Genomic DNA, 15,155 nt, shown 5'->3' with positions numbered 1-15,155 from the left:
ATGGCCGCGTATCTAGCGGAGATTATTCCTTACTGGTCGCGGCACATAGATCAGCCACTTGAACCTGCACCCCGTCGTTTCAAGTCGTGGTATTCACGTGGCTCGGCAGAGTTTATCGAACGATTCTCGCTAATGGTGGAGACACTATTGGCGAACCCCAGTGGAGCCAGGGACTTGTCCAATACAGTGGCCACCATCATTGTGCTTGATCAGTTCGCCCGCAAGATTTACCCCAAAAGCGCCACCGCTTATGCCGGTCATGAACCGGCCGCCCATATTGCCCGATCGCTGTTAAGTCACTCAGAGGAGCAGTCGCTGCCAATTGCGCAACAGTTGGCCGTAGTGATGTGTCTCAGCAATATGGAGTCCTTGGACTGGCATGATGTTGGACTCGCCTGGTTCGACACTCACCTCGTTCGAGTGCCCATCGATCAGCAACCGTTACTTGAAAGTTTTCAGGCGCTGGCAGAACGGCGCCGGGAAATCGTCAGGCTGTACGGGCACTTACCTGCTAGAAACCAGGCTCTGGGAAGAGCAAGCACGCCTGCAGAGGCATACATGATGGTCGGGCACGGTTATGAATTTGAGTAAAACGTGCCCTGTCTGAAGATAAGAATATAAAGATATATATGTATTGATATATATAGGATTGTTGTTGTTGTAATTATTAGGGGCGTCCAGACCTGTGATTAACTCCTTTATATTCATATAAATCAATTATTTAAAGCGATGATAAGCCTAACGATAAACGCTGTGTTAACTGGTGAGCAGGCGTTGAAAGTCCGGTGATGAGTTCTGGGTAAAAAACGACGCGACAGCGCCAACAGAAAAAGCCGCGTTGTTATTCACCTTTCCTCCCACAGTCATCAAAGTTTTATTCACTGCCGTTATTCATGCTCGTCGAGCGCCTTAAGAACGCGTTGCCGATATGTGCGTAGTTTGTGGGTAAAACGCTGTTCATTCACAGCTTGTGGGCAGAGAGGGGAAGATGTGTGGATAAACGCTGGATTATTTGCCAATACAGAAGCTGGAAAAAATCTCACCGAGTAACTGGTCGGAGGTGACTTTGCCGGTAATTTCGCCCAGGGCGTCCTGACATAGGCGCAGGTCTTCAGCCAATAACTCTCCGGCGCCAGCGTTTTCCAGTTGATCGCGGCCTGTGGCCAGTGCGTCTGCCGCTTGGTCCAGGGCCGCCAGGTGACGTCTGCGTGCGCTGAAGCTGCCTTCGTTGACGGCGCTGTAGCCCATACAGTCTTTGAGGTGTTCTCTCAGCAGAGACATCCCATCGCCGGTGCGGGCGGAGAGCTCGATGACAGTGCGACCCTGGCTTTCGCTAATGCCTATCGGCCGACTGCTGAGATCACACTTATTGTGAATCACCGTCACCGGGATAGTGCGGGTCAGGTGCTCGCTGATCTCAGGCCATATGAGTCCCGGGTCATCGTTGTTGTGGCCAGAGTCGGCGCCGTCAACCACCAGCAGGATCCGGTCGGCGCTTTCCATTTCTGACCAGGCCCTGCGTATACCTTCCTGCTCAACGGCGTCGCCACTGTCGCGCAGCCCTGCGGTGTCGACGATGTGTAGCGGCAGTCCATCTACCTGAATCCGCTCGCGTAGCACGTCGCGGGTAGTGCCCTCGATAGGCGTTACAATCGCAGTGTCCTGCCCTGACAACGCATTCAGCAGGCTGGATTTGCCGGCATTGGGTTTGCCCGCAATAACCAACTTCATGCCTTCCTGGATCAAGGTGCCCTGACGGGCAGCAGCGCGGACTTTGTCCAATTGTTCAATAATGCCAAGCAATTGTTCGCGGACCTGGCCGTCGCCGATGAAATCGATCTCCTCTTCCGGAAAGTCGATAGCTGCTTCCACGTACACTCTCAGGGCAGTGACTTTCTGCACCATGGCGTCGATCTGTGCGGAGAACTCGCCCTGCAGTGAGCGTGTCGCATTGAGCGCTGCGTGTTCGGTGGTGCTATTGATGAGGTCGGCGATGGCTTCAGCCTGGGCGAGGTCCATCTTGTCATTGAGGAAGGCGCGCTCAGAGAATTCCCCAGGCCTTGCCTGTCTCGCCCCGTGGGCTATGCAAGTGCCGACGAGTAAATCGAGAATAACCGGACCACCGTGTCCCTGTAGTTCCACAACGGTCTCACCGGTAAAGGAGTTCGGCCCGGGAAAATACAGGGAAACGCCGGTATCGAGCACTTGGCCTTCGCGGCTGCGAAACTGACTGAAATGGGCGTGACGAGGGGTGAGTTTAAGCTGCGTTATCGCCTGGGCAATGTCGAGTGCCTTGCCGCCGGATAGCCGAATAATGCCTACGCCTCCGCGTCCGGGGGCGGTGGCAATAGCAACAATGGTGTCTCCGTCGAGCTGTGAGCTGGCGTTCATTCGGCAGAGTATAGCGCCCCGGCGAGGACCGGGGCGAAAGGAATCAGGCGATGTCGCCTTTTTCGATCTGGCGTGTAATCACATACTGCTGTGCCATAGACAGAAGGTTGTTAACTACCCAGTACAGTACCAGGCCTGCGGGGAACCACAGGAAGAAGAATGTGAAAACAATCGGCAGCCATTGCATGATCTTGGCTTGCATGGGATCCGTGGGCGGTGGGTTCAGCTTCTGCATAAACCACATGCTGGCGCCCATGAGAATGGGCAGCACAAAGTATGGGTCCATCACTGACAGGTCGTTAATCCAGAGGGCAAATGGCGCATGGCGCAATTCAACGCTCTCCATTAACACCCAATACAAGGCGATAAACACCGGCATTTGAACCAGAATGGGCAGACAGCCGCCCATGGGATTGACCTTTTCCTTGCGGTACAGGTCCATCATGGCCTGGGATTGCTTTTGTTTGTCGTCGGCGTACATCTCGCGGATTTCGAGCATCTTGGGCTGTACTTTGCGCATGCGTGCCATGGACTTGTAGCTGGTAGCAGACAGCTTGAAGAAGGCGGCTTTCACCAACAGGGTCAGAAGAATAATGGCGCCGCCCCAGTTGCCCACCAGTGCATACATCTTGGTCAGCAGCCAGAACAGCGGCTGGGCAATCCACCACAGCCAGCCGTAGTCGACCACCAGATCAAGGTAGGGAGAGATCTCCTTGAGTCGGTACTGATCTTTAGGACCGGCCCAGAAACCCGCACCTACCTGACCGTTCTGGCCGGGGTCCAGGGTGATAGCTGGGCTGGTAAAGCCGGCGATATTGAAACCGGAACGGGTCACACGCGTGCTGTAGGTATGTGACTGCTCCTGGTTGGGCACCCAGGCGCTGAGGAAATAGTGCTGCAGCATGGCAATCCAACCCGCGGGAAGCTGAGCCTTGAAGGGCTCTTCTGCCATGTCCTCAAAGGTGAACTTGGTAAAGCGTTCTTCGGGTTGGGTCAGCGCTGCACCCAGGAACGGTTGCATGCCCATACCTGAAGCGCTGGCTGAGGGAGCGACAGTGCTGTCGCGCTTGATCTGGCCGAACAGGTTAGCCTGCCAGCGCGTGTCGGAACCGTTTTCAATCAGGTAGTCCACGTTAACGAGGTAGTCACCGCGGGTGAATGTGAAGCGTTTGGTGACTTTTACATCATTGTCGCCTTGCCACAGCAGGTCGACAGCGAGCTTGTCATCGCTGTCGGTCATTTCGAAGCGTTCAGCACTGGCGGTAAACAGTGCGCGGCCGTTGCTGTCGATACCATCCTGCCCAATCAGACCACTTTGGGCGACGTAAATGCGGCGCTCGTTTTGTTCGAGCAGGACGAAAGCGCTGTTGGGATCGTCGATATTGGCTAGGTGGCGTGGCAGCGCCAGCTCGATGATGTCGCCACCGTTGAGATCAATGGCTACCTGCAGGCTGTCGGTGTGAACCTGGATGATATTACCGGAGTCAGTAGTCGTAGCCGGGACGTCTTGCGAAGCCTGATCGAGTGTCGGCGCAGTGGGAATATCGTCTTCACCCGCGGCCTCGCTCAGTGCGGGCGCTGTAGGCATTTCCTGGTCAGATGAGGCATCGCTGTTGAGAATGCGTGTGGTATCTGGGAGTCGGCTGCTTTCTCTCTCGTCTTTGAAAGCCACCCACTCAGTGAGAAGCATGAAAGAAAGTACGGCGATAGCGCCTATAAGTAGTGAGCGTTGCAGATCCATGTTGATCTCTGGGTTAGTGACTGTGGTGACAGCAGGGTTGTTTGGAATCTCGCGGCGGGACCGGGTCAATACCGCCTTCGTGCCAGGGGTGGCATTTACCGAGTCGGCGAAGCGCCAGGTAGCAGCCCTTCAGAACCCCGTATTCAGCGATTGCCTCCTGGGCATAGCTGGAACAGGTCGGGTAAAAACGACAGTGATGGCCAAGAAACGGGCTCAGCAGCAGCTTGTAACAGGAGATGAGCTGTATAAAGAGGCGGCGCATTAGGAATCTCGGCGGTCGGAAGTACGGCGAATGAGTTTCTGCCATTGCTGCTGCAATATAGAGGATAGCTCTGCGTTATCCAACTGATCCAGGCCTCGCCTGGCGAGTAGCACTACATCGAGGTGCTGTTCAGCGTCGGGGAGTTGGCGGAACACTTCTCTGGCAATGCGCTTGATTCTATTGCGCTGTACAGCAAGACGTACATTTTTTTTAGCTATAACTAAACCCAGGCGATGCCCGGGTTCGTTATTGCTTTTTGCCAGGAGCAGTAAATGCTTGTGTGAGGCTCTGGCCTCAGCGCCGTCAAATACTCGGCTATAGTCCCTGGCATTGAGTAGGCGCTTGGCTTTGCCGAAACTGGCGCTGGCCGTTTGACTGCCCACTCAGGGCCAAATCCTTAAGCGGACAGGACCTTGCGGCCCTTGGCACGGCGACGGTTCAAAACCGCGCGACCACCTTTGGTCGCCATGCGGGAGCGGAAACCGTGAGTACGCTTGCGCTTGAGTACGCTGGGCTGGAATGTTCTTTTCATGACTGCAATCCAATATCTATATATGAAAGAAGATCAGGCCGGACCGACTTGCTTTGGTCTGGCCGAAAAAAGGTGGGGTATTCTATTGAAATGGCGTGGTTAATTCAATCTATTGCTTGGTAATTTTCCGGGTGTCGCGAGCGCGCTAAAAAGCTTGCAGAGCGCCGAAACCTGGATTGATTGGCAATCCCGCGCCAGTACTGGGGTAGCGCCATCAGCTCACACTTTTTGCATAATAAATAGACAGGTTATCCACAGAAAAACTTATCAAAACTATTTCCAACCACCTTGGTTAAAAAATAATCTAACCATTAATAAGTGATTGAAATATATACATTTGTGTGAAATTTATCCTCTAAAAATTGTTGTGGATAAGTGGCGCACGTGGCGCTATTATTCTTTGACCGCCAGGCGGCTCTGATGCTTGGCTAGAATAACGTTTTTATATACTTCTGATGATAGAAAGGCGCGGCATTGGGCCTCGCTTTAAGGGGATAGCTTTGCCTGGAGTAGTTTGGCAACAGTGTATCGACCGGCTGCAAGACGAATTGCCTTCGCAGCAGTTTAATACCTGGATTCGGCCTTTAGAGGCCTCAACGGACGGACAGAGTCTCACCCTGTTTGCGCCCAATCGTTTTATTAAAGATTTCGTATCCGATAAATTCGCAACTCGGATCGCCGAGTTGGTAAGTGAGTTAGAGCCGAGCAACCAGCTGGACGTGGTGCTTGAGATCGGCGCGGGTCGGCCAGTGCCTGAACGGGTAGCAGTGGAACAGCCTCGTGTGGCGCGGGCGTCTATGAGCATGTCTGCAGACCCAGTTGTGCCGGCAAGTCGACCACAACCGATTCAAGAGACGCCAGCGCCAGCCACACCTGCAGCATTTACGCCCCCGCCCAGTAGCGACATGGCCCCCGCGGTGTCTGGCTTTGCGGTTTCGCGTAACCCTGACGGCGTCAAAGCGGCTGTAAGCGAACCGGCTCAGAATCCGGCACGGCAATCCGAAATTGCCGGATCACTGCAGCATCAAAATGGTCTGGTGGAAAATTACACTTTCACCAACTTTGTGGAGGGTAAATCAAACCAGCTGGCATTGGCTGCGGCGCGTCAGGTGGCGGAAAATCCCGGCGATTCTTACAACCCGCTGTTTCTTTATGGCGGTGTAGGTCTCGGCAAGACGCACCTGATGCACGCGGTAGGCAATGCGCTGCGTCAGCAAAAGCCGGATGCCAAAATTGTCTATCTGCACTCCGAGCGTTTTGTCGCCGATATGGTCAAGGCACTGCAGTTGAATGCAATAAGTGATTTCAAGCGCTATTACCGGTCGGTGGATGCCTTGCTCATCGATGACATTCAGTTTTTCGCCAAGAAAGATCGTTCTCAGGAAGAATTTTTCCACACCTTCAATGCTTTGTTGGAAGGCGGCCAGCAGATGATTCTCACCTGCGATCGTTATCCCAAGGAGATCGATGGACTTGAGGAGCGTTTGAAGTCGCGCTTTGGTTGGGGGCTTACGGTAGCCGTTGAACCACCGGAGCTGGAAACGCGGGTGGCGATTCTGATGAAAAAGGCCAATCAGGCGCGGGTTGATCTGTCGCCTGATGCCGCATTCTTCATTGCCCAGCGTGTCAGATCCAATGTACGGGAGCTCGAAGGTGCGCTGAAAAGGGTGATAGCAAGTGCTCACTTCACAGGTCGGGACATCGATATTGACCTTATCAAGGACAGTCTCAAGGATTTGCTCGCACTGCAGGACAAGCAAGTGAGCCTGGATAATATTCAGCGCACCGTCGCTGAGTATTACAAGATTAAAGTGGCCGATCTGATGTCGCGTCGCCGCAGTCGTTCCGTTGCCCGGCCGCGTCAGGTCGCCATGGCGCTGGCCAAGGAGCTGACAAATCACAGCCTTCCTGAGATTGGTGACAGCTTTGGTGGCAGAGATCACACGACAGTTCTTCACGCATGTCGTAAAATCAAAGAACTTCGTGAAACTAACTCTGATATTCGCGAAGATTATAAGAACCTGCTGAGATCTCTCACCACCTGAGGGTGAGAGAGATGGGAAGTTTTGTTTTTTTAATAGCGCGGATGCATTGTTCGCCGATTGGGCCAAGGAATAACGAATCATATGAAATTCACGATTTCACGGGATGCATTGATCAAGCCGTTGAATCTTGTGGCGGGCGTGGTAGAACGCCGTCAAACTCTCCCTATCCTCGCCAATGTGTTATTGGAGCTCGAAGGTGACCGGCTGTCTCTGACAGGTACTGACCTGGAGGTGGAGCTTGTTGGTCGTGTGCAGCTGCCGGCGGCAGGCGAACCCGGTGAAGTTACCGTGCCTGCCCGTAAACTGGTGGATATCTGTAAATCACTTCCGGAAGGCAGTGACATCAGTTTCACCGCTGAAGATGGCAAGGTCACTGTTAAATCCGGCCGCAGCCGATTTACTCTGTCTACCCTGCCGGCCCGGGAGTTCCCGAACGTCGAAGACAGTATGGGAACTCACCAGTTCACGATCAAGCAGGGCCAGCTCAAGCGCCTGATCGACCGCACCGGTTTTGCCATGGCGCAGCAGGACGTTCGCTACTACCTGAACGGGATGTTGTGGGAGCTCAAGGAGCAGAGCCTGCGTGTTGTGGCCACCGATGGACACCGCCTGGCACTGTGCACCCTACCAGAGCCGGTGCAGGTCAATGACGACACCCAGGTGATTCTGCCACGCAAGGGTGTGTTGGAAATGGCGCGCCTGTTAATGGAAGACGATGAAGATATCGCTATCGTGATTGGCAGCAATCATATTCGCGCTACTACCAATGAGTTTACCTTTACCTCCAAGCTGGTAGACGGCAAATTTCCGGATTATCAGCGGGTATTGCCCCGAAACCCGAACAAGATAGTGCTCGGATCTCGTCTGGAACTGCGCCAGGCCTTTACCCGTACAGCGATTCTGTCCAACGAAAAGTATCGTGGCGTCAGGCTGAAACTGACTGACAATAGCCTGGATATTGTGGCTAACAACCCCGAGCAGGAAGAAGCAGAAGAGGCCGTGCCCGTGGATTACCAGGGTGAATCCCTGGAGATTGGCTTTAACGTCAGTTATTTGCTGGACGTGTTGTCTGTATTGAGCGGCGAGCAGATCAAAATGTCACTGTCAGATGCCAATAGCAGCGCATTGCTGGAGGAATCGGACGAAGGTGACTCAGTTTACGTGGTAATGCCTATGAGGCTGTAGTGGGCGCAAGTCTATTCAGCCCCATCGCGGGTCTAGAATTGATATTCAAGGCCCGTGGCCCTCAGGGTCCGAAAGATGCGTCGCTGATTTCGCACCGCAGTGCCTTTCATACCACCCGCTTCTATAACCTGTCGCCGCATTTCCAGCCATTCGGGTGAACCCCACAGGTAGGATTCGTTCTTCAAGCGCTCAAACTCGTCGATCAGGTCCTGGCGAAGGCCTTCGCTCTCGAACAAGAAACCCATTTCGTTGTTGAATAATCGAGACCGGTGATCGAAGTTGGCTGTTCCGATAAAACCGTATTTGTCGCCTATCAGGTATTTGGCGTGCAGTTTTCCGTAATGTTTGTCACCACCGAGCGCTACATCATCAAGCTTGCCGGTTTCATAGATCTGTAGCTGGGGATGATTGACGAGCTTCAGCCAGGTGTCACTGCCCACTAGCTCGTGACTTGTTTCATCTGCGCCCACTTCGCGCTGCCAGACGTGTTTGTATTCTTTTCCCAAAAGCATGCGCGGTGCCATGTCCATATCCACAATGGCTTGCGCGGCCGCGTTGTCTGAGGTGAGCACAGAATTGGTAATCATTTCGTATCGGTGTTCTGGAGCCTCTGCAAGCCAGTCAAGTATCCGCTGGGCTTCGTCTAGGAATAGATTGCCTTGCTTGTCGTAGTATTTAGCGAGAAACAGATAGGGTGAGACAACTCGAATGTGGGTGCGGTCATCAAGCTCACGCACCTGTTCGAGCTGGTAGATGATGGAGTTCGGGTTATTGGCGAGATTGTTGGCGGCATCGGTAATCACTTTCCGATTGGTCAGATTGGCGAACTCGTGGGCTATCTGTACGTCCGCGTCTCGCCAGTCTTCGGATAGGTAGACTTCCATGTCTGCGAAGTATGGTTGGATGCGCGATAGTGACTTCAGCTGATTGAGTGATTCTTTAAATCGCTCGCGTCGTTTGGTGTAGAGGTCTAATCCTGTAATGAACTGTCGGGAGCGGATCCTCCGATTGGTTTCATGGAGTGACAGTAGGCTGAAGTAGATTTCAGAGATCGCCCCAACGGTTTTTCGGTGCTCTGTCATATCCCTGGCGCGTAGTAAAATCTCAGCGTCGTTGTACGTGTCAGGGTTGGGCGACCCATCTTCTTTAATACCGTAGTAAGACAGCGACACATTGCGTCCGCCAGTAATGACTTTGGCGATCTCTGGTACGAAACCATCGACAACCATCAATTTGTCGTGGGAGCGACGGTTGACTGTAAATGGTGACTTTGAAGGCGCATTGAATAGGAAGACCTGTATGCGCGCGCGCCGGGTCGTCATTTCTCCCGCCTTGTTGCGAATAAAGCCGGCTTCCCGTTCACAACTGTGTAGCGCCCGCAGCCAGCGCTTGCTCAGAGTCATTGAGCCGATCGCGTCGACCATCAGGCGGATATCGACGCCGCGCTTGACCGCGTCGCACATGGCGCCCATGATCGCCAACCCGGCTAGGTCAGCTTTGAAGATGTAGTACACCGCATCTACGCTGTACAGCGCCTCTTCAATCAGGTGCACTTTGGTGACTAGCGAGCGGATGGCATCCTGTTCGCGACTGCCGAGCAGTTTTACCTGGCTGCCCTTGACTGGGATACTCGCATCGATACCGATTTGGAGTGGATCCTTGCCCAACTCCTCATTGGTGAGGCTGCCGCGGATCCTGTACCACTCGTTGATATTGGGGTCATCGATAGCGCCGGTTGGCGGGCAGTTCTCCAGTGCTTGTCGGTCCGCAGGGCACTGATCAGCGGGAATGTTGGTCGTGGCGCAGGCGGAAACCAGTAATAGCAATAATGCCGTGGCCAGGCAGCGAGTCATCTGGAGTCCTCTTCAGTGCGGCGCCATCGCAGTGCGGCCATCACCATCTGGTGGTCAGATATGAGTTCGGGCGATACCTTGTACTCCACAAACTCTAGCTCAGGTGAGATGAGAATCCAGTCCAATCGTTTTGTTTTGTAGGTCGCTAAATTGGCAGCGTCAGGTTTAAAGGCCACCAGCCCTGCCTCGTCGACCAGGCGACGGATAACGGAATCTTTGCTGTTCCAGGTTTCGTTGAAGTCTCCCATGATAATCATCGGGAGTGGCGTCGCGTGGACCGCGGCGATAATTTTCTCTATTTGCCGCTGACGGGCATTCTTGCGCGAAAAGTCCAGGTGGACCGATGCGATTCGTACTGCGCGCTCCGAATGACCATCGTCCCATCGCAGGGTAGCTGCAATGAGTCCTTTCGTTGTGGTCGGTGGAGTCGGTTCAAATGCGGTGGCTACGGGTTCGGAGAGGCGCATGGTTGTCAGCAATCCTGTACCGAACTGGTGCAGCCAATTCTGGGCGTGCAGCCCCAGCGTGCTGCACGCCACGTTGGAGGACTCGAGCAGATAAGTTGCATGATCAAAGTTGCCAGCCCAGCGAGAATTGACGTCCAGCTCCTGGAGTGCCACCACGGCCGCACGGCTTCGGTTAACGGTTGCAGCGACCCTATCCAGGTTTTCCTTGATCGAGGCTTGTCGGAGCAACAGCTGGTTCAATTTGGTGCCGCGTCCATGGGCGATGTTGAGTGTCGCCACATCAAGGGTCGAACCGCGGAAAACGTTAGCCGGGTCGGTGCCGAGCTCGCAGTAGGACTCTGCTGAGTAAGCGCTTGTTGAAGCCAGAAGCATTAAGCAGCAGAGGTGGATGCGGCGGATCATATCATCATTACAGCAGTGTATCGGTAACCCGTCAAAACGAGCGCCAAGTCGTTTGCAGCATCCAGATGGTAGGTCTCGGGGGCAGTGACAAAGTACGGTAAACTAGAGCACGGTCGTTTGTGTGCCGAAGCGGTGAAAATCAAGCAAAAAACCCAAGACGCATAAAACCTAAAATACTGATATTAAGGGACAAATTCAAACTTTCAGGTGATTTTTTCGATCACTTGCCGGAGAATCTATTGCTGTGATGAACATTGCTTCGCTGTCGCGAATACACATTGATAATGTGCGAAATCTTCAGCAGGTGAAGATCGATACTTTGCGCAAGGTGAATGTATTTTATGGGCCAAATGGCAGCGGAAAAACCAGCATCCTGGAGGCGATACATTTACTGGGTATGGCGCGTTCCTTTCGCGGAAGCATCAAGTCCCTGATTACACACGGCCAGAGTCAGACGACGGTGTTTGGTGAACTGCAGCCCGGCAGTCTGCCTCTGGGCATACAGCGCGAGCTGACCGGAGATGTAACTCTTAAGCTCGGTGGTCGGCCGGTGCGAACTGTTGCCGCTATGGCAGAGCAGTTGCCCATACAAGTCATTAATGCCGACAGCTTTGACCTTTTAACTGGGTCACCTTCAGCTCGTCGGCAGTATCTCGACTGGGGTGTGTTCCACGTGGAACATCGTTTCTTTGACCAGTGGCAGCGCTTTCAGCGGGGTATAAAACAGCGCAATATGCTGCTCCGCCGTGGTAAACTATCGCCTGAGGAACTCGCCGTATGGACCCGTGAACTGGCGGCCTGCGGCGAGATAATAACGACCTATCGCAGAGCCTATTTCGAACTGCTTGAGCCGCGGTTTCAGGCCATTATTGCGCAGTTGGCCCCTTCCTTGGCAGGGCTGGAATTGCGCTTTCGACAGGGTTGGGACAAGCAGCTGTCATATATCCAGGCGCTGGAAAACAGTGAACCCTCTGACCGTGAGCAGTGCTACACCCACGTGGGCCCTCAGCGTGCGGATATCAGAGTATTGATCGGTGGACACTTGGCTGCAGATACCTTGTCCAGGGGCCAGCAAAAGCTGGTGGTTTGTGGTCTGAAGCTTGCCCAGGGGCAGTTGTTAACTGAGAAAGGACGAGGGCGTTGTACTTACCTCGTGGACGACCTGCCCTCAGAGCTGGATCAACAACATTGTCGCCTCGTGTGTGAGCAGTTGGCGGGAATGAAAGCCCAGGTATTTATCACCTGTGTGGACAGCGAAGATGTCGCCGCGGTTTGGCCCGTGGCAGACGAGGACGAATTTACCATGTTCCACGTGGAACATGGTGGAGTATCAGCCGTTGAAGCGCGGTGATCTCGTTATAAATAGAAGCAATCTTGAGAGTGATTCATGAGCGAAGAACAAAATTACGATTCCTCCAGTATTAAGGTACTGAAAGGCCTTGATGCGGTGCGCAAGCGCCCCGGAATGTACATCGGTGATACTGATGACGGTACCGGCCTGCACCATATGGTGTTTGAGATCGTGGATAACTCCATTGATGAGGCCCTTGCTGGCCACTGCAGCAAGATTGAAATCGTTATTCACCCGGATGAATCGGTGACCGTTAGCGATGATGGACGCGGTATTCCTACCGAGATGCACGATGAAGGCGTCTCTGCGGCGGAAGTTATCATGACCGTACTGCATGCCGGGGGTAAGTTCGACGACAATACTTATAAGGTATCCGGTGGTCTGCACGGTGTTGGTGTGTCTGTGGTTAACGCCCTCTCCTCCAAATTGACCCTGACAATTCGTCGCGAAGGCAAGCTCTACGAGCAGGTATACCGCCATGGTGTGCCCGATGAGCCTCTGGCCGTGATTGGCGACACCGATACATCCGGTACCGCCATTCGTTTCCACCCCTCTTCTGAGACGTTCACCAACATCGAGTTCCACTTTGACCAGCTCGCCAAGCGTTTGCGGGAACTGGCTTTCCTGAACTCCGGTGTTTGCATTGTGCTGAAAGACGAGCGCAGTGGTAATGAAGAAACCTATAACTACGAAGGCGGCCTGAACGCCTTTGTCGATTACCTGAATCAGAACAAAACCCCCATTAACAAGGCCTTTTACTTCCAGGTCGATATGGATGAAGGCATTGGCGTTGAGGTGGCGTTGCAGTGGAACGATTCGTTCCAGGAAAGCATCCTCTGCTACACCAACAATATTCCGCAGCGTGATGGCGGTACCCATTTGGCGGGCTTCCGTGCAGCGCTGACCCGAAACCTCAATGCTTATATCGAGAAAGAAGGCCTGGCCAAAAAAGCCACGGTATCCACAACCGGTGACGATGCCCGGGAAGGCCTGACCGCTGTGATCTCGGTGAAAGTTCCGGATCCCAAGTTTTCCAGCCAGACTAAGGACAAACTGGTTTCTTCCGAGGTTAAAACTGCGGTTGAGCAGGCGATGAACTCCCGCTTTGCCGAGTATCTGCTGGAAAACCCCCAGGAAGCTAAAGCGGTTGTCGGTAAGATGCTGGATGCGGCCCGTGCCCGTGAAGCGGCGCGTAAAGCGCGCGAGATGACCCGGCGTAAGGGTGCGCTGGATATTGCGGGACTGCCGGGCAAGCTGGCTGACTGTCAGGAGAAGGACCCTGCCCTGTCGGAACTCTACCTGGTAGAGGGTGACTCGGCGGGTGGTTCAGCCAAACAGGGCCGGAACCGTAAGTACCAGGCGATTCTGCCCTTGAAAGGTAAGATTCTGAACGTCGAGAAGGCCCGTTTTGACAAGATGCTGGGCTCGGCAGAAGTTGGCACGATTGTGACCGCTCTGGGTTGCGGTATTGGCAAGGAAGAATTTGATCCTGACAAGCTGCGTTACCACAGTATCATCATCATGACCGACGCTGATGTTGACGGATCTCACATCCGTACGCTGCTCCTGACCTTCTTCTTCCGTCAGATGCGTGAATTGATTGAGCGCGGCCACGTGTATATTGCCCAGCCACCGCTGTACAAAATCGCTCGTGGCAAGCAGCACCAGTATCTCAAGGACGACGAAGCACTCAATCAGTACCTGACCCAGTCAGCCCTGGAGAGCGCATCGATCTTTGTTAATCCCGATGCCCCGGCCATTTCCGGTGAAGGCCTGCAGGCGCTGGTAGACCAATACCGTGACGTCGCTGCGACCATTGATCGTTTGAGTCGTCTGTATGCCCCGGATGTTTTGTGGCAAATGGTTTACGGTGATTCCCTCACCCAGGAAGAGATGCGCGATGAAGCCAAGGTCACTGCCTTCGCAGAGACTTTGAGTGAGCGTTTACTCACCGTTGCACCCAAGGGTAGTAGCTACTCTGTAGTAGTGCGCAAGGACACCGAGCGCAGCCTATTCTTCCCCGTTGTGAAGCTGTTGGCTCACGGCGTGGAATCTGAAACCGAGTATCACCACGAGTTCTTTGGCTCCGGCGAGTATCGCAGCATGGTGGAACTGGGCAACACCCTGAATAACCTGATCGAAGAAGAGGGTTACTTCCAGCGCGGTGAAAAAGTGTTCAATACCCAGAGCTTTGCCGAAGGCCTGGACTGGCTGATGAACGAGGCGCGTCGCGGCTACAGCATTCAGCGCTATAAGGGCCTGGGTGAGATGAACCCGGAGCAGCTGTGGGAAACCACCATGGATCCAGAGGTGCGCCGGATGCTGCAGGTGTCCATTGAGGACGCGATTGCCGCCGACCAGATCTTCACCACCCTAATGGGTGACCAGGTAGAGCCCCGACGCGATTTCATCGAAGAGAATGCCCTGTCGGTAGCTAACCTGGACGTATAATGTTGCGCTCTGTCCGCTTTCGCCTATTTTGAGTCGTTGGGAGAATCTTGGGCCGATGACCGCTTTATCGGTTGTGCCTTCCTCCGCTGCTCTGTGTACCGCCTCTTGCGTAAACGCCGTGCGATAGCGTTTGTACGCCTTGGGGTTTGTCATTTGACACATCCGCGGGGCTTTCTGGCCCTATTCTAGGTGTTCACGGATTTAGGGCAAAACCACAAAGCGGTCACGATTAGAGGTTGTTGCTCCGCCAACGGTATAGTCCTTCCAGCCTAGTGGTTTTGACGTATTAGTAATCGCACATCTCCATCTTCACGCCGGCTCGCTCCAAGCGGGGCAGAAACTCCAGTCCTAGCGCCGTTGCGGGCGTTACCACACCGAAGGAAATAGGCGGCCGTGTGTTCTCCTCCGCAAGAAAAAGCCCCACCTCCGCTACGATCTTTGAAGTGGATAAGTAGCCAGGATGCCCTTTAGCCCT

12 protein-coding genes and 1 pseudogene are annotated in these 15,155 nt (G+C 53.9%); 5 read left to right on the top strand and 8 right to left on the bottom strand.

Annotation, left to right across the window (positions count from 1 at the left end; all coding sequences use genetic code 11):
- Nucleotides 1-591: a DUF924 family protein gene (locus tag A3709_RS15950; protein ID WP_066056670.1), complete on the top strand. Its 591-nt coding sequence runs from the start codon at nucleotides 1-3 to the stop codon at nucleotides 589-591.
- Between the two features lie 417 nt (nucleotides 592-1,008).
- On the opposite strand, the gene mnmE is transcribed toward A3709_RS15950, so the two are convergent.
- From mnmE to rpmH, 5 genes are read right to left on the bottom strand one after another with little or no spacing between them, the layout of a single operon-like run.
- The gene (gene mnmE / locus A3709_RS15945; RefSeq protein ID WP_066056668.1) at nucleotides 1,009-2,391 is read right to left on the bottom strand and encodes a tRNA uridine-5-carboxymethylaminomethyl(34) synthesis GTPase MnmE; all 1,383 of its coding nucleotides are present in this window, start codon (nucleotides 2,389-2,391) and stop codon (nucleotides 1,009-1,011) included.
- 43 nt (nucleotides 2,392-2,434) lie between these two features.
- Nucleotides 2,435-4,132 carry a membrane protein insertase YidC gene (gene yidC / locus A3709_RS15940; protein WP_066056665.1) on the bottom strand — a complete coding sequence of 566 codons (1,698 nt, stop codon included), beginning with the start codon at nucleotides 4,130-4,132 and terminating at the stop codon, nucleotides 2,435-2,437.
- Between the two features lie 13 nt (nucleotides 4,133-4,145).
- On the bottom strand, nucleotides 4,146-4,394 hold the full coding sequence (gene yidD / locus A3709_RS22745) for a membrane protein insertion efficiency factor YidD (protein WP_082850158.1): 249 nt from the start codon (nucleotides 4,392-4,394) through the stop codon (nucleotides 4,146-4,148).
- Complete coding sequence (gene rnpA, locus A3709_RS15930) at nucleotides 4,394-4,777, bottom strand: ribonuclease P protein component (RefSeq protein ID WP_066056659.1); 384 nt, start codon at nucleotides 4,775-4,777, stop codon at nucleotides 4,394-4,396. The genes yidD and rnpA overlap by 1 nt, the downstream gene beginning before the upstream one ends.
- A 14-nt stretch (nucleotides 4,778-4,791) precedes the next feature.
- Nucleotides 4,792-4,926, bottom strand: coding sequence for a 50S ribosomal protein L34 (gene rpmH, locus A3709_RS22740; protein ID WP_082850157.1), 135 nt, complete (start codon nucleotides 4,924-4,926; stop codon nucleotides 4,792-4,794).
- A gap of 455 nt (nucleotides 4,927-5,381) precedes the next feature.
- Here rpmH and dnaA point away from each other — a divergent pair, with 455 nt between their 5' ends.
- Together dnaA and dnaN are read left to right on the top strand one after the other, a co-directional pair.
- Nucleotides 5,382-6,971: a chromosomal replication initiator protein DnaA gene (dnaA, locus tag A3709_RS15925; RefSeq protein WP_066056657.1), complete on the top strand. Its 1,590-nt coding sequence runs from the start codon at nucleotides 5,382-5,384 to the stop codon at nucleotides 6,969-6,971.
- 81 nt (nucleotides 6,972-7,052) lie between these two features.
- Nucleotides 7,053-8,156 (top strand): DNA polymerase III subunit beta, encoded by a 1,104-nt coding sequence (gene dnaN / locus A3709_RS15920; RefSeq protein WP_066056654.1) that lies wholly within the window; start codon nucleotides 7,053-7,055, stop codon nucleotides 8,154-8,156.
- A 32-nt stretch (nucleotides 8,157-8,188) separates the two neighbouring features.
- Here the strand turns inward: dnaN and A3709_RS15915 are convergent, their stop codons facing one another.
- On the bottom strand, nucleotides 8,189-10,009 hold the full coding sequence (locus A3709_RS15915) for a phosphatidylserine/phosphatidylglycerophosphate/cardiolipin synthase family protein (RefSeq protein WP_066056651.1): 1,821 nt from the start codon (nucleotides 10,007-10,009) through the stop codon (nucleotides 8,189-8,191).
- Nucleotides 10,006-10,878 carry an endonuclease/exonuclease/phosphatase family protein gene (locus tag A3709_RS15910; RefSeq protein WP_082850156.1) on the bottom strand — a complete coding sequence of 291 codons (873 nt, stop codon included), beginning with the start codon at nucleotides 10,876-10,878 and terminating at the stop codon, nucleotides 10,006-10,008. The genes A3709_RS15915 and A3709_RS15910 overlap by 4 nt, the downstream gene beginning before the upstream one ends.
- Before the next feature lie 247 nt (nucleotides 10,879-11,125).
- Here A3709_RS15910 and recF point away from each other — a divergent pair, with 247 nt between their 5' ends.
- The gene (recF, locus tag A3709_RS15905) at nucleotides 11,126-12,229 is read left to right on the top strand and encodes a DNA replication/repair protein RecF (RefSeq protein WP_066056645.1); all 1,104 of its coding nucleotides are present in this window, start codon (nucleotides 11,126-11,128) and stop codon (nucleotides 12,227-12,229) included.
- A 36-nt stretch (nucleotides 12,230-12,265) separates the two neighbouring features.
- The gene (gyrB, locus tag A3709_RS15900) at nucleotides 12,266-14,680 is read left to right on the top strand and encodes a DNA topoisomerase (ATP-hydrolyzing) subunit B (protein ID WP_066056641.1); all 2,415 of its coding nucleotides are present in this window, start codon (nucleotides 12,266-12,268) and stop codon (nucleotides 14,678-14,680) included.
- 286 nt (nucleotides 14,681-14,966) lie between these two features.
- Here gyrB and A3709_RS24600 read toward each other — a convergent pair.
- Nucleotides 14,967-15,155 (bottom strand): annotated as a pseudogene (locus A3709_RS24600) (hypothetical protein); the annotation flags it as partial.

The sequence above is a fragment of the Halioglobus sp. HI00S01 genome (genome assembly GCF_001635445.1).
GTDB classification, from domain to species: Bacteria; Pseudomonadota; Gammaproteobacteria; order Pseudomonadales; family Halieaceae; genus Halioglobus; species Halioglobus japonicus.
This window is presented reverse-complemented; position numbering and strand designations above follow the sequence as displayed.